20 protein-coding genes are annotated in these 21,495 nt (G+C 70.8%); 12 read left to right on the top strand and 8 right to left on the bottom strand.

The genetic code is table 11. The annotated features are described in order from the left end of the window. Positions 1-6: 6 nt before the first annotated feature. Positions 7-2,064, bottom strand: a complete 2,058-nt coding sequence (locus QE410_RS03030; RefSeq protein ID WP_307327653.1) for an NAD(+) synthase — start codon at positions 2,062-2,064, stop codon at positions 7-9. A gap of 110 nt (positions 2,065-2,174) precedes the next feature. On the opposite strand from QE410_RS03030, the gene QE410_RS03035 reads away from it, so the two are divergent. Further along, positions 2,175-5,822, top strand: a complete 3,648-nt coding sequence (locus tag QE410_RS03035) for a bifunctional RecB family nuclease/DEAD/DEAH box helicase (RefSeq protein ID WP_307327656.1) — start codon at positions 2,175-2,177, stop codon at positions 5,820-5,822. A 242-nt stretch (positions 5,823-6,064) separates the two neighbouring features. Here QE410_RS03035 and upp read toward each other — a convergent pair whose 3' ends face one another. After that, complete coding sequence (upp, locus tag QE410_RS03040) at positions 6,065-6,697, bottom strand: uracil phosphoribosyltransferase (protein ID WP_058233337.1); 633 nt, start codon at positions 6,695-6,697, stop codon at positions 6,065-6,067. A gap of 84 nt (positions 6,698-6,781) precedes the next feature. On the opposite strand from upp, the gene tadA reads away from it, so the two are divergent. Then, positions 6,782-7,270 (top strand): tRNA adenosine(34) deaminase TadA, encoded by a 489-nt coding sequence (tadA, locus tag QE410_RS03045; protein WP_307334319.1) that lies wholly within the window; start codon positions 6,782-6,784, stop codon positions 7,268-7,270. On the opposite strand, the gene QE410_RS03050 is transcribed toward tadA, so the two are convergent. Both QE410_RS03050 and QE410_RS03055 read right to left on the bottom strand, forming a co-directional pair. Next, positions 7,222-8,151 (bottom strand): LLM class F420-dependent oxidoreductase, encoded by a 930-nt coding sequence (locus tag QE410_RS03050; protein ID WP_307327660.1) that lies wholly within the window; start codon positions 8,149-8,151, stop codon positions 7,222-7,224. The two genes, tadA and QE410_RS03050, sit on opposite strands and share 49 nt — an antisense overlap. 32 nt (positions 8,152-8,183) lie before the next feature. Continuing rightward, positions 8,184-9,296, bottom strand: coding sequence for an alpha/beta hydrolase (locus tag QE410_RS03055; protein ID WP_307327663.1), 1,113 nt, complete (start codon positions 9,294-9,296; stop codon positions 8,184-8,186). A gap of 159 nt (positions 9,297-9,455) precedes the next feature. On the opposite strand from QE410_RS03055, the gene proC reads away from it, so the two are divergent. After that, positions 9,456-10,301, top strand: a complete 846-nt coding sequence (proC, locus tag QE410_RS03060; RefSeq protein WP_307327666.1) for a pyrroline-5-carboxylate reductase — start codon at positions 9,456-9,458, stop codon at positions 10,299-10,301. 2 nt (positions 10,302-10,303) lie between these two features. Further along, positions 10,304-10,591, top strand: coding sequence for a DUF1905 domain-containing protein (locus QE410_RS03065; RefSeq protein ID WP_307327669.1), 288 nt, complete (start codon positions 10,304-10,306; stop codon positions 10,589-10,591). 10 nt (positions 10,592-10,601) lie between these two features. On the opposite strand, the gene QE410_RS03070 is transcribed toward QE410_RS03065, so the two are convergent. Then, complete coding sequence (locus QE410_RS03070) at positions 10,602-11,273, bottom strand: TrkA family potassium uptake protein (RefSeq protein WP_307327671.1); 672 nt, start codon at positions 11,271-11,273, stop codon at positions 10,602-10,604. Next, complete coding sequence (locus QE410_RS03075) at positions 11,266-12,708, bottom strand: TrkH family potassium uptake protein (protein WP_307327674.1); 1,443 nt, start codon at positions 12,706-12,708, stop codon at positions 11,266-11,268. The genes QE410_RS03070 and QE410_RS03075 overlap by 8 nt, the downstream gene beginning before the upstream one ends. A 68-nt stretch (positions 12,709-12,776) precedes the next feature. Here QE410_RS03075 and QE410_RS03080 point away from each other — a divergent pair, with 68 nt between their 5' ends. The 8 genes from QE410_RS03080 to QE410_RS03115 all read left to right on the top strand — a co-directional run bounded on the left by QE410_RS03080 (position 12,777) and on the right by QE410_RS03115 (position 18,748). Then, the gene (locus tag QE410_RS03080) at positions 12,777-13,172 is read left to right on the top strand and encodes a helix-turn-helix transcriptional regulator (RefSeq protein WP_307327678.1); all 396 of its coding nucleotides are present in this window, start codon (positions 12,777-12,779) and stop codon (positions 13,170-13,172) included. A 129-nt stretch (positions 13,173-13,301) separates the two neighbouring features. After that, a complete protein-coding gene (locus QE410_RS03085; protein ID WP_183420654.1) occupies positions 13,302-13,493 on the top strand; it encodes a helix-turn-helix domain-containing protein in 192 nt (63 codons plus the stop codon). A gap of 83 nt (positions 13,494-13,576) precedes the next feature. Then, positions 13,577-13,675 (top strand): 30S ribosomal protein bS22, encoded by a 99-nt coding sequence (locus QE410_RS03090; RefSeq protein WP_003792170.1) that lies wholly within the window; start codon positions 13,577-13,579, stop codon positions 13,673-13,675. 109 nt (positions 13,676-13,784) lie between these two features. After that, positions 13,785-14,078: a rhodanese-like domain-containing protein gene (locus QE410_RS03095; protein ID WP_307327684.1), complete on the top strand. Its 294-nt coding sequence runs from the start codon at positions 13,785-13,787 to the stop codon at positions 14,076-14,078. Between the two features lie 28 nt (positions 14,079-14,106). Beyond that, positions 14,107-14,385, top strand: a complete 279-nt coding sequence (locus QE410_RS03100) for a glutaredoxin family protein (protein ID WP_307327687.1) — start codon at positions 14,107-14,109, stop codon at positions 14,383-14,385. Further along, a complete protein-coding gene (locus QE410_RS03105) occupies positions 14,382-14,684 on the top strand; it encodes a Dabb family protein (RefSeq protein WP_307327690.1) in 303 nt (100 codons plus the stop codon). Before QE410_RS03100 ends, QE410_RS03105 begins: the two co-directional genes overlap by 4 nt. 306 nt (positions 14,685-14,990) lie before the next feature. Next, positions 14,991-16,763 carry a S8 family serine peptidase gene (locus QE410_RS03110; RefSeq protein WP_307327692.1) on the top strand — a complete coding sequence of 591 codons (1,773 nt, stop codon included), beginning with the start codon at positions 14,991-14,993 and terminating at the stop codon, positions 16,761-16,763. Beyond that, entirely contained in the window at positions 16,760-18,748 is a 1,989-nt protein-coding gene (locus tag QE410_RS03115) for a hypothetical protein (protein WP_307327695.1), read from the top strand. Before QE410_RS03110 ends, QE410_RS03115 begins: the two co-directional genes overlap by 4 nt. Before the next feature lie 38 nt (positions 18,749-18,786). Here the strand turns inward: QE410_RS03115 and QE410_RS03120 are convergent, their stop codons facing one another. Together QE410_RS03120 and aspS are read right to left on the bottom strand one after the other, a co-directional pair. Next, positions 18,787-19,854 carry an ATP-binding cassette domain-containing protein gene (locus QE410_RS03120; protein ID WP_307327698.1) on the bottom strand — a complete coding sequence of 356 codons (1,068 nt, stop codon included), beginning with the start codon at positions 19,852-19,854 and terminating at the stop codon, positions 18,787-18,789. A gap of 139 nt (positions 19,855-19,993) precedes the next feature. Further along, positions 19,994-21,334, bottom strand: a complete 1,341-nt coding sequence (gene aspS, locus QE410_RS03125) for an aspartate--tRNA(Asn) ligase (RefSeq protein WP_307327701.1) — start codon at positions 21,332-21,334, stop codon at positions 19,994-19,996. Between the last annotated feature and the right edge of the window lie 161 nt (positions 21,335-21,495).

The following is a 21,495-nucleotide window of genomic DNA, read 5'->3' on the forward strand; positions in this document are numbered from 1 at the left end:
CGCGGTTCAGTTGCCGAACGCCTGTGGGACCGCCGCGTGCAGCTCGGCGAGCCACACCCGCGCGTTGCCGTCCGAGGGTGCGCGCCAGTCGCCGCGCGGCGACAGCGACCCCGCCGGCGAGACCTTCGGTCCGTTGGGGATGGCCGTGCGCTTGAATTGCGCGAACCCGAAGAAGCGCTGCAGGAACACCTCGAGCCATTTCGCCACGGTGACGAGGTCGTACGAGGGCCGTTCGGCCTCGGGGTAGCCCGCGGGCCAGGCTCCGGCATCCGGATCCGACCAGGCATGGGCGGCGAGGAACGCGATCTTCGACGGGCGGAAGCCGAAGCGCAGTACGTGGTACAGCGTGAAGTCGTGCAGGTTGTAGGGCCCGATGCGGTCTTCGGTGGACTGCATGCGTCCGTCTTGACCGGCCGGCACGAGTTCGGGGCTGATCTCGGTGTCGAGCACCGCCTGCAGCACCTCGACGGTGTCGGCGCTGAGCTCGCCCGCCGAGATGACCCAGCGGATGACGTGCTGGATCAGCGTCTTGGGGATGCCCGGGTTCACCGAGTAGTGGCTCATCTGGTCGCCCACGCCGTAGGTCGACCAGCCGAGTGCGATCTCGGAGAGGTCGCCCGTGCCGACGACGATTCCGCCGTTCTTGTTGGCGAGGCGGAAGAGGTAATCGGTGCGCAGGCCTGCCTGCACGTTCTCGAACGTGACGTCGTGCACCGGTTCGCCGGCGGCGAAGGGGTGACCCATACGCGCGAGCATCTCGGATGCCGCGGGGCGGATGTCGATCTCCTCGATCGATGCCCCCACGGCCTGGGCGAGGGCGATCGCGTTGCGTTTGGTCTTGTCGCTCGTGGCGAAGCCGGGGAGCGTGTAGGTGAGGATGTCGCTGCGTGGTCGTCCCATGCGGTCCATGGCCCGGGCGATCACCAGCAGCGCGTGGGTCGAGTCGAGGCCCCCGCTGACTCCGAGCACCGGCCGGGGGTTGCCGATCGCCTCGAGACGCTGCACCAGCCCCGACACCTGGATGTTGAAGGCCTCGTAGCAGTCCTGGGCGAGACGTGCGGGGTCGTCGGGCACGAAGGGGAAGCGATCCAGCGCCCGTCGCAGGCCGATGTCGCCCGCGGGCGGGGCGAGCTCGAACGACACCGTGCGGAAGACGGGAGCCGTGGTCTTGCGGTTGTCGTCGAAGGTGCCCTGTCGGATGCGGTCCTGTCGCAGGCGGTCGAGGTCGACGTCGGCGACGCTGCGGCGGGGCCCGTCGGGGAAGCGCTCGGTCGTGGCGAGCAGCTGCCCTCCCTCGTAGATCATGGTCTGGCCGTCCCATGAGACGTCGTTCGTCGACTCGCCCTGGCCAGCGGCCGCGTACACGTACGCCGCGAGACACCTCAGCGACTGCGATTGCGACAGCAGGGTGCGATCGTCGGCGCGCCCGATGGTGATGGGACTGCCCGACAGGTTGGCCAGCACGGTCGCACCGGCCAGCGCGGCACCCGATGACGGTGGAATGGGCACCCACACGTCTTCGCAGACCTCGGCGTGGAGCGTCAGCCCCGGCACGTCGACGGCGTCGAACAGCAGATCGGGCCCGAAGGGCACGGTGTGGCCTGCCACCCGGATGTGCTGGCCCGTTTGATCGTCGCCGCGGGCGTACCAGCGGTGCTCGTAGAATTCGCGGTACGTCGGCAGGTAGGCCTTGGGGGCGACTCCGAGCACCCGCCCGCGGTGGATCACTACCGCGCAGTTGTAGAGGCGGTTGCCGTGCCGCAGCGGGGCACCCACGAGCAGCACGGGGAGAAGATCGACGGATGCCGCGACGAGGCCGGTGATGGCGACTTCGACCGCGTCGAGCAAAGGGTCTTGCATCACCAGGTCGTCGATTGCGTACCCGGTGAGACAGAGCTCGGGGAAGACGGCGACGGCGACGCCCTCGGCGTCGCACGCCCGCGCCGAGTCGAGGACGGCGGCGGCGTTGGAGGCGGGGTCGGCGACGGCGACGGGGATGGTGCACGCGGCGACGCGCGCGAAGCCGTGCCGGTACACGTTCTCGAACGGCAGGTCGGTGATCACGCTTCCAGTCTGGCAGGCCCCTCCGACACCGCGGTCGCCGCTTCGCGCCGAGCGACCCCCTGTGGACGCCGGCCCCGGCGATGTCGGAGGTCGCGGATAGCGTGGGAGGCATGCGGTACATCGAGCGCGACGCGCGAATCGTCTGGAGCGCCAGCGACCTGAAGGCCGCGGCCGAGTGCGAGTTCGCGTGGCTGCGCGCCATCGATGCGAAGCTCGGGCGCATCGCCGCCGTCGACGATCCAGAAGACGCCACGCTCGAGCGGGCGGCGCGCCTGGGCACCGCTCACGAGGTGCGCGTGCTCGACGCATATCGGGCGGCACTCGGCGCGGCGGTGCGCGAGATCCCTGCTGCGCGCTCCTCCGACGCTGAGGCGCTGTCCGAGGCCGTGCGTCTGACCGACGCCGCCCTCGCCGACCCCGCCGCCGAGGTCGTCTATCAAGCGGCGTTCGCCACCGACGAGTTCGTGGGCTTCGCCGATTTCCTCGTCCGTGAGCCCGTGGCGCGTGCCGACGGGGCGCGACCGTGGATCGTGCAAGACACCAAGCTCGCCCGCCGCGCCCGTGTCACCGCGGTCATGCAGTTGGCGGCATATGTCGATCAGCTCGACCGTCTGGCGGTTCCCCGCTCCGACGAGGTGCAGTTGCTGCTCGGCGACGGCACCACCAGCACGCACCGCGTCGACGATCTCCTCCCCGTCTTCGGGTTGCGCCGCGAGCGCCTGCGCGCCCTCATCGCCGATCGGCGCGTCGACCTCGGCGCCGGCGGAGCGGTGATCGGCTGGGGCGATGCCCGCGGCGACCTGGGCGTCGTCGCCTGCGGCCGATGCGCGACGTGCGAGCTCGAGGTCGTCGCCCATCGCGATCTGCTGCTCGTCGCCGGCATGCGGCCGGTGCAGCGCGACCGCCTGCGAGCGAGCGGCATCCTCACCATCGACGCGCTCGCGCAGGCGACGGCCGCCCCGGCCGCCATGAGCGCCGACACCTTCTCGTCGTTGCGCACGCAGGCGCGTCTGCAACTCGAGAGTCCCGCGGGCGTGCCGTCCGACGGTGCGCCGGAGCATGCCGCTCCTACGTTCGAGGTGGTCGCGCCGAAGTCGCTCGGGGTGCTGCCGCGTCCCGACCACGGCGACCTGTTCTTCGATTTCGAAGGCGACCCGCTCTACACCGAGGGCGTCGGCGAACACTGGGGCATCGACTACCTCTTCGGATGGGTCGACACCCGAGAGACCTACGGCGCGATCTGGGCTCACACCTTCGACGAAGAACGCGACGCCCTCGAGCGCTTCCTCGACATGGTGGCCCTCCGGCGTCGGCAGTACCCGGGCATGCACATTTACCACTACGCCCCCTACGAGCCGACGCATCTGCTGACGATGGCCGCTCGATACGGTGTGCGAGAGGCCGACGTCGACCGGCTGCTGCGCGACGGCGTGTTCGTCGACCTGTACCCGGTCGTGCGCCGGGCGTTGCGCGTGGGCTCACGGTCGTACTCGATCAAGAAGCTCGAGCCGCTGTACATGGGCGACGAGGTGCGCACGAGCGACGTGCAACGCGGCGACGACTCGATCGTGAAGTACGTCGAGGCGCGTGCCCTCGCCGCCGACGGTCATGCCGAGGCCGCGCAGTCCGTGCTCGACGACCTCGCCGATTACAACCGGTACGACTGCGTCTCCACCCGCCGTCTGCGCGATTGGCTCGTCGACCGTGCGCGGGAGTCGGGCGCCGTGCCCGCCCGCGGGGCCGAACCCGACGAACAGGCGTATGAGCCGTCTCCGCGGGCGACGGCCCTTCAGCGCTGGGCCGCAGACGCCGAGCCCGAGTCCCGCGACGCAACGGCCCTGCGACTCGCGGCCGCCGCGATCGACTACTACCCCCGCGAAGAGAAGACCTATTGGGCGACGCACTTCCTGCGGCTTCGCGAACCCGTGTCGGTGTGGGAAGAGACGCGTGATGTCGTGGTGGTCGACGCCGCCCGCTCCCGGGTCGTGACCGACTGGCACATCGCCGAGTCGGGCCGCGGTTCCGAGCGACGCCTGATCGAGCTGCGGGGCGAGCTCGCCCCCGGTACGCGCCTGAGCGTGGATGCCGATCCCTTCGCGATCTACGACCTCCCCGCCCCGTTCCCGCTCGACACCCGTCCCCGGTGGATCCACGGTGCGCGGCGGGTGAGCGTTCGCGAGGTGCTCGACGACGGCGCGATCGTCGAGGAGGTCGCGGCCGACGGCGTCACATGGGACGAGCTCCCTCTCGCCCTCACCCCGCCGGCGCCGCCGCGCGCGGGCAATCAGCAGAAGGCGATCGATGCGTGGGCCGACGCCGTGCTGGCGGCGGCGCCGACGATCCCGCAGGGGCCCGCGGCCGACATCTTGCGGCGCGTACCCCCGCGGACGCGCTCTGGGGCGCTCACGCCCATCGCCGCCGTCGCGGGTGATGGGCGCGCCGCCGCCGCGGGCGATGCCATGGCCGACGCAGGCACGGCGGGCACCGGTGAGTCCGGCGCCGAGACGACCGCGAGCGGCGTCGTCGGGGCGGCGGGTGTCGACGAGGTCACAGCGATCGCGCGCAGCGTCGCCGACCTCGATCACAGCTACCTGGCCGTGCAAGGCCCTCCCGGAACGGGCAAGACCTACGTCGGCTCGCACGTCATCGCGAAGCTCGTGGCCGAACGCGGCTACCGGATCGGCGTCGTCGCACAGTCTCACGCGACCATCGAGCACATGCTCGATCAGGTCATCGCGGCGGGCGTGCCGGCATCCCGGGTCGGCAAGGCGCCGAAAGACCCGAGCGCCCCGCACGCTTTCACCGTGCTCCCCAAGAACGGCGTCGCCGCCTTCACTGCCGAGAACGCCGCGCACGGATTCGTCGTGGGCGGCACCGCGTGGGACTTCAGTCACGAGGCGCGCGTCCCGCGCGGAAGCCTCGACCTCCTCGTGATCGACGAGGCGGGGCAGTTCTCGCTCGCCTCGACGATCGCCGTCTCACTCGCCGCTCAGCGGCTGCTGCTGCTGGGCGACCCGCAGCAGCTGCCCCAGGTGAGTCAGGGAACGCACCCCGAGCCGGTCGATACGTCGGCGCTGGGATGGATCATCGACGGCGCCGAGGTGATTCCGGCCGACCTCGGCTACTTCCTCGCCCGCACGCGCCGCATGCACCCGGCCGTCGCCGGACCCGTCTCGACGCTGTCGTACGAGGACCGCCTGGCGGCCCACCCGTCGACCGCGCTGCGCCGGCTCGACGGCATCGAGCCCGGCGTGCACGTCATACCGGTGCGCCACCACGGGAATTCGACCTGCTCCGTCGAAGAGGCCGCCGAGGTCGCCCGCCTGGTCGCCGACCTGGTGGGCCGCGAGTGGACCGGTGCCGAGGGCGGCACCGGCGACACGGCGACGGTGCAGCAGCCGCGTCCGCTCGCCCCAGAAGACATCATCGTCGTCACGCCCTACAACGGACAGCAGGTGGCGGTCGAAGAAGCCCTCGCCGCGGCGGGCTTCGCCGATGTGCCCGTCGGAACGGTCGATCGGTTCCAGGGGAGAGAGGCCGTGGTCGCCATCCTCACACTCGCCGCATCATCGGGCCGCGACGCACCGCGCGGCCTCGAGTTCCTGCTGCTGCGCAACCGCATCAACGTCGCGGTCTCGCGCGCCATGCAGGCGGCCTACGTCGTGTACTCCCCGGCTCTGCTCGACGATCTGCCGCGCACGCCTGAGGGGGTGGCGCGCCTGAGCGCGTTCGCCCGCCTGGTCGCGACGACCGACTGACCCTCAGCTCCACCACGACCGAGTCGACGGTCGCGCCGGTGGTATTCGCCGTCGCGGGCGTCTCGCGCCCCGAACGGCGGAACGCCCGCCGGATCGCGTCGGTCGTGTCCGCGCTGCGTGGCCGCCGTGTCGCTCCGCCGCCGGACGCGTCAGGCCGTGCCATACGGGCGGTCGCCCGCGTCAGGCCGTGCCGTACAGGCGGTCACCCGCGTCAGGTCGTGCCGTGCAGGCGGTCGCCCGCGTCAGGCCGTGCCGTACAGGCGGTCGCCCGCGTCGCCGAGGCCGGGCACGATGTACCCCTTCTCGTTGAGCCGCTCGTCGACGGCCCCCAGCACCAGGGTCACATCGTGGCCCTCGACCTGCTTCTCGATCGCGGCGACGCCCTCGGGCGCACCCAGCAGGCAGATCGCCGTGACATCCTGCGCCCCGCGGGCGAAGAGGAAGTTGATCGCCGCGCCGAGCGAGCCGCCGGTGGCGAGCATCGGGTCGAGCACGAAGCACTGGCGGTCGCTGAGGTCGTCGGGCAGGCGTTCGGCGTAGGTGGTGGGCTCGAACGTCTCTTCGTCGCGCACCATACCGAGGAAGCCGACCTCGGCGGTGGGCAGGAGCTTCACCATGCCCTCGAGCATGCCCAGCCCGGCGCGCAGGATCGGCACGACGATCGGGCGGGGCTCACTGATCTTCACGCCCTCGGTGGTGGTCACCGGCGTCTGGATCTCGATCGGCTCCACGCGGACGTTGCGCGTCGCCTCGTAGGCGAGCAGTGTCACGAGCTCTTCGGTGAGCTGGCGGAACACCGGCGACGACGTCTGCACATCGCGCAGCACCGTGAGTTTGTGGGTGATGAGGGGGTGGTCGGCGACGTGGACACGCATAGGCTCAAGGCTAACCGCTCAGCCCGGCCGACCCCGTCCTGATTTGGGAGCCCCGTGACGCCCACCGCTCGAGACCTCGCCGCGATGCACCGGGCGTTCGCGCTCGCCGACGAGGCTGCCGCCGAGGGCGATGTGCCCGTGGGGGCCGTCGTGGTGGACGCCGACGGTCGGATCGTGGGCGAGGGGCGAAACCTCCGCGAGGTCACGGGCGACCCCACGGCGCACGCCGAGGTCGTGGCGTTGCGCCAGGCGGCATCCCGGATCGGCTCCTGGCACCTCGCCGACTGCACGCTCGTCGTCACGCTCGAGCCGTGCGTCATGTGCGCCGGCGCGATCCTGCAGGCGCGCGTCCCCCGCGTGGTGTTCGGCTCGTGGGATGCCAAGGCGGGAGCCGCCGGGTCGATGTACGACGTGCTGCGCGACCGGCGTCTGCCGCATCGTGTCGAGGTCGTCGGAGGGGTGGAGGAGCAGCGCGCCGCGTCCCAGTTGCAGGCGTTCTTCGCAGAGCGTCGGGAGACAGCGCCTCAGCGAGGCAGCAGCGGCAGCACCTCGGCGCCGACCTGGTCGGCGTGATCGATGTCGCGCAGGTCCATGAGCTGGAAGTAGACGCGCTCGGCCCCGAGCGCACGCAGTCTCTCGACCTTCGCGGCGACCTCTTCGGGGGTGCCGATGATGTTCGCGCCGTTGTCGAACCGTTCCCGGGACTGCCCGATCGCGGCGGTGCGCCGAGCGATCTCGGCGTCGTCCGCGCCGACGATCGTGGGTAGCGCCACCGACAGCTTCAGCGTCGCGGGGTCGCGGTCGATGGACTCGCACGCCGCCCGGACCACGGCGAACTTCTCGGCCACGACGGCTTCCGACACGAAGCCGATGTTGAATTCGGTCGCATACCGCGCGGCGAGGGCGGGGGTGCGCTTCGGGCCGCCGCCCCCGACGATGACCGGGACGCGAGACTGCACGGGCCGGGGAAGCGCCGGCGCCTGCTCGAGGTGGTAGTGCTCGCCGCGGAACGTGAAGGTCTCGGCATCCGGGGTCGCCCACAGGCCGGTCACGACCTGCAGCTGCTCCTCGAGCAGGTCGAACCGCTTGGCCGGGAACGGGATGCCGTAGGCGGTGTGCTCGCGCTCGAACCAGCCGGTGCCCAGGCCCAATTCGACGCGGCCGGATGACATGGCGTCGACCTGGGCGACCTGGATGGCGAGGATGGCGGGCACGCGATAGGTCACCGACGACACCAGGGTGCCGAGACGGATGCGCGATGTCTCGCGAGCCAACCCCGCGAGGGTGGTCCAGGCGTCGGTCGGACCGGGCCGGGGGTCGCCGTCGCCCATCCGCAGGTAGTGATCGGAGCGGAAGAACCCGTCGAGACCGTGCCGCTCGGCCGACTGTGCGAACGCGAGTTGGTCGTCGTACGAGAACCCCTGCTGGGGCTCGGTGAACAGGCAGTACTCCACGAAGGGCCTCCGGGTGAGAAGGGGCGGACGCGTCAGTCGGCGGAGCGCAGGATGATCGCCTCGGTGGGCGGGGCGGGGTCGGCCGGACGCCCGACGTACCCGATGTGGGTGAGCAGGGCGCGGCGGAACTGCGCGGGACGCTCGAGGTGCACCGAGTGCCCGGCCCCGTCGACCGCGACCTCCGTGACCTCGCCGCCCCTCTCGGAGTAGGCCGCGAGCACGTCGCGCGTCTGCGACACCATCGGCTGGGCGGGGGCGATGTCGGCGCCCGGCCAGTCGGGGACGACACCGAGCGAGCCGAGGTGGTTCAGGTCGGAGAACGAGGTGTCGGAGATGACGGCATCCGCGGTCCCGTGGATCCACAGGATCGGAGGCTTGACGGCGAGATCGACGATCGCCGACACGTCGAAGTACTTCGGCGAGAGGGTGTTCAGCACGCCCGTCGTCCCGGGGGCGAAGCCGGGCCACGTCGTTGTCGCGACCGCGTCGCCGGGGTAGTTGCCGCCCGCCGTCGAGGTCGACAGCATCGCCTCGACCCATGCGTCCTCGTGCTCGCTGGTGTATCCGGGGGCGACGTAGCTGGAGCGGAACACCGACCGCGGCGAGGTGGGGGCCTCGGCGGTGGTGTCGTGGTCGGTGAGCCGCTGCACGAAGTCGTCGTTGGCGATGCCCGCGCCGGTACCGGCGGCGTCGTCGTGCAGACGCGACCCGTCGCGGCGGGTGCCGCCGAAGCCGTAGGGCGACACGGGCGCCTGCAGCGTCAGGGAACGCACCGGGTGCTCGAGGGCGTACTGCATCACGACTGCGCCGCCCAGCGACCAGCCGACGAGGTGCGCCTCGTCGATGTCGAGAGCCCGGAGCGTCGCGAACAGGTCGTCGCTGAAGTCGCGCACTCCGCGGGTGGCGTCGATGGGCGTGTGCTCGGTGCGCCCGAATCCGCGCAGGTCGACGGCGACCACACGGAGTTCGCTGGGCAGATCCTGCATGATCTCCTGCCAGAACACCGATGACGAGACGTTGCCGTGCACGAAGACGACGGTGTGCTCGGCGGCCGTGGCGGGGTCGTCGCCGACGCGTTCGAGCACGTTCACGCCGAGTCGGTCGGTCTCGACCAGGCGTGCAGTGATGCCGTCGAAGAGTGTCATCGCAGGTCCTCCGTGTCGCTCGCAGGTGCGCCGATACGCCGCTTTCCGACTCTAACGCGCCCCCCTATCGGCCGCATTCAGGCTTGCCCCGCCGGGCGCCGGACCCTTTCGCCGGTCGAGCACCGGGGCGATGTCGGGGGCGCTTCGTAGACTGGGGGCATGACGGATGCCACCACCTCGCTGCCCCCGATCGCGATCCTCGGCGCCGGCTCCATGGGGGGTGCCATCCTCCGGGGGCTCGTCGCCGCGGGGCTGACCGGTGGCGGTGTCACCGCGACGAACCGTTCGCGGGCGAAGGCCGAGGAGCTCGCCGAACTCGACGGCGTCACGAGCGTCGCGCTCGAAGAGCACCCGTCCGGCAACGCCGACGCCGTGGCATCCGCCGACATCGTGCTCGTCGGCGTCAAGCCCGCGATGGTGCCCGACCTGCTCGCAGAGATCGCGCCGCACCTGCGTCCCGGTGCGGTCGTCGTGAGTCTCGCCGCCGGGGTCACCCTCGACACGTTCGCCCGCCACCTCGGCGACGGGGTGGCGACGCTGCGCTCCATGCCCAACACCCCCTCTCTCGTCGGCAAGGGGGTCACGGGACTCGCCGCGGGCCCCGCGGCCTCAGACGACGACGTGGCCGTCGTGCGGGCCCTCTTCGAGACGGTCAGTGCGGTGGTCGAGGTGCCCGAGGCGCAGATCGACGCGCTCTCGACCATCTCGGGCTCGGGCCCGGCCTACGTCTTCCTGCTGGTCGAAGAGTTCACCAGAGCAGCCGTCCGCATGGGCTTCGACGACGACCAGGCGCGCCTTCTGGCGGAGCAGACCTTCATCGGCGCGACGAGCCTGCTGGCCGCCTCCGACGTCGATCCGGCGGAGTTGCGCCGCCGTGTAACGAGCCCCAAGGGCACCACCGAACGCGCGGTCGCCGTGCTGCAGGAGGCGAAGCTCGACGACACCTTCACCGCCGCCGCCGAAGCCGCGCTCGTGCGCGCGAAGGAACTGGCCGCCGGGGGCTGAGCGTGCGACTGCGCTTCTCGGGTCCGATCTGGTTCTGGCGGGGTCCCTCGCCGTTCCACTTCGTGACCGTGCCCCCCGCAGAGGCGCAGCAGATCGCCGAGATCGCTCCCCTCGTCACCTACGGGTGGGGCATGATCCCGGCATCCGTCGCCATCGGCGGCACGACCGTGACGACCTCGCTCTGGCCGAAGGACGGCGGCTACATCGTGCCGGTGAAGAAGGCGCTGCAAGATGCCGAGGGTCTCGCCGTCGACGACGTGGTCGAGGTGCCGCTCGACATCGACGCCTGACGTCGTCGGGTCAGCGGTCGAGGGCCGCGAAGCGCTCGATGTCGGAGTTCGTCCCCGAGACGATGATGAGATCGTGGTTGGTGACGACCGTGTCGGCTTCCGCGTACCGGAACGGCCGGCCCGGGCTCTTCACTCCCACGACGGTGACGTTGTACTTCGAGCGCACGCCCGACTCATTGAGCCCGACACCGCGCACGAGCTTGGGCGGGTACATCTTGGCGAGGACGAAGTCGTCGTCGAAGCGGATGAAGTCGAGCATCCGACCGCTCACGAGATGCGCGACGCGCTCTCCGGCCTCGGCCTCGGGGTAGATGACGTGGTTGGCGCCCACGCGGGCGAGGATCTTGCCGTGCGACTGCGAGACCGCCTTCGCCCAGATCTGCGGCACCTTCAGGTCGACGAGGTTCGCGGTGATGAGCACCGACGCCTCGATGAGGGAGCCCACGGCGACGACGGCGACCTGGAAGTCCTGCGCGCCGATCTGACGCAGAGCATCGATGTTGCGGGCGTCGGCCTGAACGGCGTGCGTCACCCGCTCCGACCACTTCTGAACGAGCTCCAGGTTCCCGTCGACGGCGAGCACGTCGCGGTCGAGCCGGTCGAGTTCTCCGGCGCAGGCGGCGCCGAAGCGACCGAGTCCGATCACCAGGACGGGCGCGTCGCTGCGAATCCGTTCAACCAACGATCGGCCTTTCAACGGGCAGCGCGTACAGCTGCGAGCGGGATGCCGCAGCGACCGCCGCGGCGAGAGTCACAGTACCAATGCGCCCCATGAACATCGTGGCCGCCATGACGTAGACCGCGGGGTCGGGGAGTTCGGCCGTCAGGCCGGTCGACAGCCCCACCGTGGCGAAGCCCGAGATGACGTCGAAGAGCACGTACTCGATGGGGGCGTCGGTGATGCGGCTGATGGTGACCGTCGAGATGGCGACGATCGTCGCCCCCCACGCCACGACCGACAAGGCGACCCTCTGCACGTCGCTCGGGATGCGCCGGCCGAACGCCTGGACGGACGGGCGTCCCTTGGCCTCGGAGAAGACGGCCAGCGCCAGGACGGCGAGCGTGGTGACCTTGATGCCGCCCGCGGTGGATGCCGAGCCCCCGCCGACGAACATCAGCATCGACCCGACGATCAGGGTCGCGCCGTTGAGGTCGCCGATGTCGATGACGCTGAAGCCACCGGAGCGCGTCATCGCGGAGAGGAAGAACGCCTGGAACGTGGTGTCCCATGCATCCATGCTCCCGAATGTGAGGGGGTTGTCGTATTCCAGCAGCAGGATGAACCCCGCTCCGAGGACGAACAGGACCACCGTGGTGATGAGCGTGAGCTTGGTGTGCAGCGACCAGAGACGGAAGCGCCAGTGATGGCGCCACAGGGTGAAGATGACGGGGAAGCCGATCGAGCCGAGGAATACGCCCATCATCAGCACCGTCAACAGAAAATAGTCCTGGGCGAACGGGGTCAGCCCGTCGGCGTTCGGGATGAAGCCGGTGTTCGTGAAGGCCATCGCGGCGTAGTACGGCGCCTCCCAGAGTGCGACGAGGGGGTCGATCCCACCGATCACGAGTGAAGGATAGATCAGGACCGTCAGCCCGGCTTCGATCACGAGCGTCGACAGGGCCACCGTGCGAAGCAGTTGGCCGACCTCGCCGAGCCGGACGGTCTGGCCCTCGTTGACGGGCCCGCCGTGGGCGCGGAGCGGATTGCTGTCGCCCGCGGCGATGAGCTTCGCGCGGAGGCCGAGGCGCTTGGAGATGATGAGACCGAGGATGGATGCCAGAGTGAGCACGCCCAGGGCGCCGACGTTCACGCCGATGTAGGTGATCGCGTGGCCGAGCGGCGACCAGTGCGAGTACATGTCGACCGTCGACAAGCCGGTCACGCAGATCGTCGAGACCGCGGTGAACAGCGCATCGGCCAACGGCGTCACCCGCCCGTCGGCGGCCGCGGCGGGCAGTGAGAACAGCGCGGTGAACAGCAGGATGAGCGCGGCGAAGACGAGGACGGCGAAACGCGCGGGAGAAGCGGTCGTCAGATTGCGCAGACGATCCCATGCCTGGAACGCGATGCGTCGCAGCCGCACCCTCAGTCGCACCTCGTTCGGCGTCGCCGCCATGCGCCGCTCCCTTCGGTGCCCGAACCCGAATCATGGTACTCGGGCCGGGGCTTGGCTAATCTGATGCCATGGCGGACATCTTCGACGTGATCGCTGACGGGACGCGTCGCGACATCCTGCAGCTGCTCCTCGATCGGGCGACCGGCGGCGAACGCGGCACGAGCGTGTCGCAGATCGTCGCGGCTCTCGGCGTCAGTCAACCCACGGTGTCGAAGCACCTCAAGGTGCTCCGCGAAGCCGAATTGGTCACGGTGCGCGAAATGGGTCAGCACCGCTACTACAGCCTCACCGTCGCGCCCCTCGACGAGGTCGACGACTGGCTCGTCCCCTTCTTCTCGATCGACGAAGAGAACGAGCCGGCGCTTCCGGAGTCCGCCGTGCACGCGGCGGAGGTCGTGGGCCGGGCCGCGGCGTCGGTCAAGCACTCGTTCTCGACGGCGTTCCGCAAGCTCCCCGGTCGGTGATCCGCGCCGCGTGCGGCATCCGGAATGCACATACGTCGCAGCCGGCCCACCGGTTTACAGCCGTCACAGCCAGACCCTAGAGTGTGCTCAGCATCACAGGGTGAGTCCACCCGGAACGAGGGGTGAACGATGGCCGAGCTGCCGGATGTGCGGTTCTTGACGGTCGCCGAGGTCGCCGATCTCATGCGCGTGTCGAAGATGACCGTGTACCGGCTGGTGCACGCCGGTGAACTGCCCGCCGTCCGTTTCGGACGCAGCTATCGGGTGCCGGAGTCGGCGGTCGCCGAGGTCGTGCAGCGACCGGTGTCCGACGTCGGCTAGACTGATCCGAGGCTTTTTTCCGAACGCCTAGTGTTCCCGGGCGCCGACATCGGCACCCAGACCCCGACTTAGTGAGGTTTTCCGTGGGTTCTGTCATCAAGAAGCGCCGTAAGCGCATGGCGAAGAAGAAGCACCGCAAGCTGCTTCGCAAGACTCGTCACCAGCGCCGCAACAAGAAGTAAGCGGCCACCACACCGAGCGCCTGTCCGATGCGACGGGCGCTTCGTGTATCCACCGCGCGCCGACCGAGTCGGCATCCCGTTCGTCCGCCCGCCGCTTCCGGAGGCACGCATGCAGTCCATCACCGTCCACGATCTGCACGCGGGACGCGAGCGTCCCCTCATCGACGTGCGCGAAGAGCACGAGTTCGCCGCGGGGCACGTACCCGGCGCGGTGAATCTGCCCATGTCCACACTGGGCGAGCGCCTCGACGAACTCCCCGCCGAGCCGTTCGACGTGATCTGCCAGATCGGCGGCCGCTCAGCGCGCGTCACGGAGGCTCTCGCGGCGCGCGGTCACGATGTGACGAACGTCGAGGGTGGAACGGGTGAATGGGTCGCGGCGGGGTACGCCGTTGAGTCCTGAGGTGGCCGGCGCCTCCTAGGATGGAGGCGTGACCACCCTCACGCTGATCGGCAAGCCGGACTGCCACCTGTGCGACGTCGCCGAGCAGATCGTCGAGACCGTCATCGCTGATCTTCCCGCTCGGGTGGCCGATCGCGTCGACGTCGAGCACGCCTCGATCGCCGACGATGCGACGTTGCACGCCGTGTGGTGGGAGAAGATCCCGGTCGTGCTGGTCGACGGCGAGTTGCACGCGCACTGGCGCGTGTCGGCCGACCGCCTCCGTGCCGCCCTGATCGCGGCCGATTCCCAAGGAGCCCCCGCGTGAGCATTCGACACATCGTCCTGTGGAAGTTGGCGGCCGACGAGGCCGACACGCGTGCCCTGCACGCCGAGCAGATCGCCGAGAAGCTCCTCGCCCTCAAGGGCCTCATCGCCGAGATCGATCACATCGAGGTGGGCCGCAACGTCGTCAGCCCCCAGTCGAACTGGGATGTCGCGCTGGTGAGCGAGTTCGCCGACACCGCAGCGCTCGAGCGGTATCAGGTGCATCCGGCGCACCAGGAGGTCGCGGCGTTCGTGCGTTCCGTGGTCGCCGAGCGTTCCTGCGTCGACTACCCCTTCTGACCGTCTTCGTCCTGCGGGCGCCCGCGCGGCTAACGGTCCCCGCGGTGTGAGTGCCGCCGGCCGGCCATTCGACCGGGTCGGTTCCGTTCGCGCGAACCGCGGAGAATGTGGCTGATCGAGCTGAGGGCGCGCGAGCGTCCGTCGTCGGCGTCCCCTCTTCGCGCTCGCGTCGGGGCTGCGGCGGTCGCTCGCCGGGGAGGGGATCGCAGAAACGCGCCGCTGTCTGCCTCTTTATGAGAACGGTTATCACTATCGATAGGCTCGCCGACGGCCACCCCGAGCCGACCCCTCTCCAGAAAGATGCACATGCGTCCACAGTCCCGTCGTCGTCCGACGACACCCCTCGTCGCGCTGGTCGTCGCCGCGCTGGCGACGACCACCGCGTGCGGTTCCCCGCCCCTCGCAGAACAGCCGACGACAGAGGCACGGCGCATCCTCGCCGCGACCGCGCCCGCCTGGGCGGCGGGCGCGGCCGACACCGCGCACGACGCACAACTCACGGCATCCGTGCTCCTCGCCGAATCGGCGGGTTCCGCCGAGGTCGCAGACGTCCGCGATTGGCTCGCGCAGAACGGCCTCACCGTCACGGGCGAGCGAGCGAGCATCCACGCGCTGACCTTCACCGGCCGTACGTCGACGATCGCGCGGGTGTTCGACACCTCTTTCGGTGAAACCTTCATCGGCGGTCGCGCCGCCGTGGCGCCGACACGCGACCTGTCCGTCCCCGCGGGCCTCACGGTGGTCGAAAGCGTGGCAGGTCTCGTCGACACCGAGGCGATGCGTCCGACCACGGCCGCAGCGCCCGAGCGCACCGACGACTGTGCCGAGTACTGGGGACAGACGCTCTCGGCGTCCTGGCCCGCATCCGTCGCCGTCGAGCACCGCTCCAACGCTCTGTGCGGTTACGGTCCCGCGCAGCTGCGCGCCGTGCACGAACTGCCGAGCGACGCCACCGGGGCGGGGGCGACGGTCGCGATCGTCGGCGTCTTCGACGATGATCGGGTCGCCGCGAACACCGACACGTACTTCACCGGTCAGGGCCTGCCGGCGCTGCGTGCCGGGCAGTACACCCACGAGCCGCCCGCAGCGCCCGACACGACCCGCTGCGGCGGGCCGTCGGCGTGGACCGTGGAACAGCACCTCGACGTCCAGGCGGTCCACGCCGTCGCACCCGACGCCGACATCGTCTATTGGGGCGCGAACGACTGCCTCGCCTCGACGCTCTACCTGCGCGTGCTGGATGCCGTCGAGGCCCCCGTCCGCCCGAGCGTCGTCTCCCTCTCGTTCGGCGGTCCCGAAGACCTCGACACCGACGCCGACCGCACGCTTCTGAACCGCGTTCTCGTCGAGGCCGCATCGCGTGGCGTCTCGGTCTTCGCCTCGAGCGGCAACGACGGGGATTACTCCCTCGCCGGCGACCACCACGACGAGACCGACGTGGCCACTCCCGCGTCGAGCCCGTACATCACGGCCGTCGGGGGCGCCAGCATCGGCCTCGACGCCGGCGATCGTGTCGAGGTCGAGGCGGGCTGGGAAGTGCAGACCCGCTTCGCCCAGAACGGCGGGATCATCCCGCCGGGGTTCCTCTACGGCGCCGGTGGCGGCGAATCGGTCTTCTCGCCGCGTCCGAGCTGGCAGAGCGCGCGGATCGCGCACGCGGGCACCGGACGTCTCGTGCCCGATGTGGCTTCGCTCGCCGACCCCAACACGGGGTTCACGATCGCCGTTCCCCGTGGCGACACGCTCGCCTACGAAGCCCACGGCGGGACGAGCCTCGCCACGCCCATGGTCGCCTCGGTGGTGGCCATCGCCAAGGCGCGCACGGGGGTGCAGGTCGGCCTGGCGGCGCCGTACCTGTACGACCTCGCCGGGTCCTCCGCATTCCGCGACGTCGTTCCGGCATCCGCCGGCACGTGGTACCGCCGTGCGGCCAGCACCGGTCAGCTCTGGCTCGAGACGCTGTACCTGTGGGACACCCGTCCGCAATCCCTTCAGTCCGCCCCCGGGTGGGACCCCGTCACCGGCATCGGCATCCCTCGCGGTGCCGACTTCCTCGACCGATTCGGAGCAGAACGATGACCCGCGGCGCCCGCCCCCGATTTCCCTCCGTCCGCGCCGCCGCCGCCGTGCTCATCGCCGCTGCCCTGATGGGAACGGGAATGGCGCCGGCCGTCGGCGCGTCCACCGTCGCTCGGACCTCGGCGTTCGGCATCCAGATGCTCGACGCCGACGGGGGAACCCTGCAGGCTCCCGCGCCCCTGAGCGAATGGTCGAGCGGCGGCACCGTCGAGAACTCGTTGGCATCCACCTCCGACGTCCTCAGGCTCAACACGACGCAGACGCAGGGGCTCACGAGCCGCGCGGCCTCCGACGGCGCCCAGGCGACGATCGCCGGCGGCACGTTCCAGCTGCGCGAGCGCGTACCGGTGGCTTTCACCGGCCTGCGTGCCACGTGCGCCACCGACGGCAGCACGTCCATCGCCTTCGACACGCTCACCGTCGATGGCAAAGACGTGCTCGACACGGGCAAGCTGGCGGCGGGGTACACCGTGTCGCTCCCGACGTCGCCCACGTGGGGGTCGACCCGCCTCATCATCGGCGAACGGGTCGTCGACCGCGGACGCGTCCAGGTGACGGCGTTGCGCATCGAGGGCGAGGCCGGATGGTCGGAGATCTGGCGGGTGCGCCTCGGGGTCGCCGCGTGCACGCCGACGACCGCCGTCGCCCCCTCCCTCGTCTCGGGCGTCACGGTGACCGCACCGGGCGGCGGTGTCCTGGTTCCCGGCGCCCCGCACGTGGATGCCGAGGGCGCGGTGCAGGCGCAGAACGTACGAAGCGCCGGGTCGGCGTCATCGGCGACCGACGTGGCGGTGGCGCACGCCGCCGACGGTTCGAGCTCCGTCTCGATCGGAACGTTCCGGCAGGTGCCCGACACCTCATCGGTGGGGGAGTACATGTGGTCGGCACTGCGGGTGTACGGCCTGACCCTCGACGTGGCCGCCGACGGCACCTCCCGCGTGGCGTTCCGCGACACGGGATCGGCCGTGTTCGTCAACGGCGTCTGGATCAACACCGGAACCGACCTGTACACGGGCCTCGACCCCAACGGTGCGCAACGGGTGCGCGTGCACTTCAACGAGCGGGTGCCGCAGGCCGACGGCAGCGTGCTCATCACGGCCCTGCGCTACGAGGACCTCACCGGCACCTACCCCGCGGTGAGCCTCGGCACCGTGCGCTGGAGTCCCGGCACCACGCCCGAGCCCACGCCGCAGCCCACCCCCTCGCCGTCGGCGACGCTCCCGCCGCGGTACGCGTTCGCGGTGGATGCCGTGGGCCCGTCGGCGATCGCTCCGGCGTTCGTCGCCGACCGCGGCGTGACCGGCGCGACCGTCTCGTCGGAGGCCCGTGTCTCGGGTGCGAACGTGACCGACGGATACGCCGGTCAGGTCGCGGTGGCCGGCATCGAGACGTCGAGTTCCGTGACCCGGTCCTCCGTCGTGCTCGACGCGGTCACGCTGTACCCCGGCACCGCGCTCGCCGTCTCCCTGACGGACGTCCGGTTGACCGTGACCCCGGACGGCGCCACCGTGACCACGGGCGGAGGCACGGTCGCCGGGCAGACGATCGCGGCGGGCGCCATCGCCCCCGGCACCCGCATCACGGTGCCCGGGCGCAGCGCCGTGTTCACGCTGAACGCGCAGGCGACCACCGGCGATGCCCAGACGATCGTGGCGCTCGACCTCGACGATCGGCGGGGACTCGGCGCGCACGTGCGCGTCGGCGTCGTCACGGCCGATGCGCCCGCCCCCGCACCTCAGCCGACGCCCGAACCGACGCGTCCACCCGAGCCGCGCCCGACGGGCAGCTCGGACGGGAGCGGTCTGGTGCCCGGCCCCATCGGCAAGGATGACGTTCGTCCCGCCGCCGCCGCTGCCTCGCGCCTCGCGACGACCGGCAGCGACACGTCCGCTGCCGCAGCGCTAGCGGTCGCGGGATGCCTGATCGTCGTGGCAGGCGGTGCGGCGACCGTCGTCGCCCGGATGCGTCGGCGCCGAGAGGCCTGAGCGCATGGGGGTCCCGGTTCGCCGGGACCCCCTCCGCGTCACGCGCGAGCGAGGACGTTCGCCGGCACCGGCGCGAGGGCGATGCGCACGCGCGCCTCGTCGTTCAGGCGTCGGTCTGCGGCGTGCTCGAGAAGGACGCGCCGACCGTCACCCGTGACCACCGTCGAACGCCGCACGCTGCCCAGGAACGTCGTCTGTTCGACGACGGCGTCGATGCCCGGTGCGTCCGCGCCGACGAGGACGACGTGCTCCGGGCGCACGACCACCTCGCAGTGACCGTCATGGGCGGCGTGGGCGAGGGGGAGGCGCTGGCCCCACACCTCCACGACGGTTCCTTCGACGATCCCCGGTACGGTGCTCACCGGTCCGAGGACCTCCGCGACAGCGGCGTTCTCGACCCGTCCGTAGACCTCGGCGGGGGACCCCCGGTCGACGATCCTGCCGCCGTCCATGACCACGAGTTCGTCGGCGACCGCGGCGGCTTCCGCCGTGTCCCGCGTCGCCCACAGCGTCGTCACGCCGCGCTCGCGTAGTTCTCTCGCGAGGCGATCGCGCGTCTGCGTCCGCGCCGCGGTGTGCAGGGCCGCCAGGGCGTCGTCGAGCGCGACCGCGCGTGGACGGCGCGCCAACGCCCGGGCCAGCGCCCAGCGCTGGCGGTTCCCCTGAGCGAGTCGGGAGACGACGGCATCCGGCGACTCCAGGCCGACGAGGGCGCAGAGGCGAGCCGCCTCGTCGACGGCATCCATGACTTCCGCATTCCGGGCCGCCGCCGTCACCGATGCCTGCACGCGGGCGAACCGGGCAGCCGGCACGCGGTCACCCACCTGGCAGACACGAGGTGCTGCGGCCCCGATTCGTCCGTCGATGCTGACGGTTCCGGTGTCGGCGCGTTCTGCACCCGTCACCACCCTCAGCAGCGTCGAGGCGCCGCATCCCGACGGCCCGACGATCGCCACGATCGTGCCCGGTTCGACGTCGAGATCGATGTCGTGCAGCACTCGTGAGCCGGCGCGATGACGGCCCACCCCCTGCAACACGATGGGCCATCCGCGCGGGCGCGGCTCGCGCGCGGATGCCGGGGGATCCACGGGCGTGACGGCGACCATGCCCCGACGCTAGACCTCGTCGATGACGCACGAACGCCCGGGGAGTGAACCCCGGGCGTCGTTCGCTCGAATCCTGCGCGACCGCGAACGCGGCCACGACGGCGCAGCGGGCGCGCCGCGGGCGAGGCCCGCGCGCCGCTTACGGTGCGAGGCGGGTGGGTCCGCGGAAGAGGTAGGTCACTTCGCGGATCGAGGACTCGCCCAGCAGCAGCATGAGCACGCGCGCCAAGCCCATGCCGAACCCGCCGTGCGGCGGGGCGCCGAAGCGGAAGAAGTCCAGGTAGAAGTCGAGGTGCTCGGGGTCGAGACCCTTCTCTTTCGCCTGCTCGATCAGCACGTCGACGCGGTGCTCGCGCTGGGCGCCGGTGGTGATCTCGACACCGTTGAACAGCAGGTCGTACGACTTGGTCAGCCCGGTCTCTTCGTCGCGCATGTGGTAGAACGCGCGGATCTCGGGGTGGTAGTCGGTGATGAACACGAACTGGTGCCCGAACGTCTCGGCGACGTGCGCGGCGATCTGACGCTCGCCCTCGGGGTCGAGGTCGCCGTCGGTGCGCGGGATGTCGTATCCGCGTGCCGCGACGATCTCGCGCGCCTCGGCGAGCGGGATGCGCGGGAAGGGAAGGGCGGGCACCTGCACCTCGACGCCGAACAGCTCCTGGATCTCGGCGCCGTGCTTGTCGGCGACGGCCTGGAACGCCGTCTGCAGCAGCTCCTCCTGCATGCGGGCGACGTCTTCGTGCGAGTCGATCCAGCTGATCTCGGCGTCGATCGAGGTGAACTCGGTCGCGTGACGGCTGGTGAACGAGGGGTCGGCGCGGAAGGCGGGCGCGATCTCGAAGATCTTGCCGAAGCCGGCGACCTGGGCCATCTGCTTGAAGAACTGCGGGCTCTGCGCGAGGTAGGCCGTCTTGTCTTCGAAGTAGGGCACCTCGAACAGTTCGGCGTTGCTCTCGGAGGGGGATGCCATGAGCTTGGGGGAGTGCACCTCGATGTAGTCGCGCTCCACCCAGTACGTGCGCATCGCGTGCTCGAGCGTCGTCTGCACGCGGAAGATCAGGTTGTTGCGGCGCTGACGCAGGTCGATGAACCGATAGTCCATGCGCTTGTCGGGGCTGCTGTCGGCGGCGATCGGCGTCTCGGGGTTCGCCGCGGCGGCGATGACGAGCTCGCCCACTTTGATCTCGACGCCTCCGAGCTTGACGCGCTCGTCGTGCTTGAGCTCGCCGCGCACGGTCAGGAACGTACCGGTGGCGAGCCCGCCGATCGTCTCGGTCAGCGCGAGGGCGGCGGCATCCTGGTCCGTCGCCTCTTCGGAGGGGCGGGTCGCCGGGTTCACGAGCTGTACGGCGCCGGTCTCGTCGCGGAGGACGACGAACTGCACCTTCTTCTGATCGCGCACGGTTTCGACCCATCCCGACACCTCGACGGCGCCGGCGGGGAGGGATTTCAGCTGGTTGACCAGGACGCGTTCGCTCACGATCGACCATCCTACGTGCGCGGGTCGCGCGGTACCCCGGCTCGCCGTCACCGGCACCGTGGCATCCGATCATTACGGCGGCCCCGGCGGCCCCGGCGGCCCCGGCGGCCCGGCGGCCCGTCGGTCCCGGCGTCCCGGCGGCCTGGCGGCCTGGCGGCCCG

The organism is Microbacterium sp. SORGH_AS_1204, from assembly GCF_030818935.1.
Lineage (GTDB): Bacteria > Actinomycetota > Actinomycetes > Actinomycetales > Microbacteriaceae > Microbacterium.

Coding starts and splice junctions, on each gene's coding strand:
- QE410_RS03035 (WP_307327656.1), top strand. CDS start 2,175: ATGCGGTACATCGAGCGCGACGCGCGAATCGTCTGGAGCGCCAGCGAC.
- upp (WP_058233337.1), bottom strand. CDS start 6,697: ATGCGTGTCCACGTCGCCGACCACCCCCTCATCACCCACAAACTCACG.
- tadA (WP_307334319.1), top strand. CDS start 6,782: ATGCACCGGGCGTTCGCGCTCGCCGACGAGGCTGCCGCCGAGGGCGAT.
- QE410_RS03055 (WP_307327663.1), bottom strand. CDS start 9,296: ATGACACTCTTCGACGGCATCACTGCACGCCTGGTCGAGACCGACCGA.
- proC (WP_307327666.1), top strand. CDS start 9,456: ATGACGGATGCCACCACCTCGCTGCCCCCGATCGCGATCCTCGGCGCC.
- QE410_RS03075 (WP_307327674.1), bottom strand. CDS start 12,708: ATGGCGGCGACGCCGAACGAGGTGCGACTGAGGGTGCGGCTGCGACGC.
- QE410_RS03080 (WP_307327678.1), top strand. CDS start 12,777: ATGGCGGACATCTTCGACGTGATCGCTGACGGGACGCGTCGCGACATC.
- QE410_RS03085 (WP_183420654.1), top strand. CDS start 13,302: ATGGCCGAGCTGCCGGATGTGCGGTTCTTGACGGTCGCCGAGGTCGCC.
- QE410_RS03095 (WP_307327684.1), top strand. CDS start 13,785: ATGCAGTCCATCACCGTCCACGATCTGCACGCGGGACGCGAGCGTCCC.
- QE410_RS03110 (WP_307327692.1), top strand. CDS start 14,991: ATGCGTCCACAGTCCCGTCGTCGTCCGACGACACCCCTCGTCGCGCTG.
- QE410_RS03115 (WP_307327695.1), top strand. CDS start 16,760: ATGACCCGCGGCGCCCGCCCCCGATTTCCCTCCGTCCGCGCCGCCGCC.
- QE410_RS03120 (WP_307327698.1), bottom strand. CDS start 19,854: ATGGTCGCCGTCACGCCCGTGGATCCCCCGGCATCCGCGCGCGAGCCG.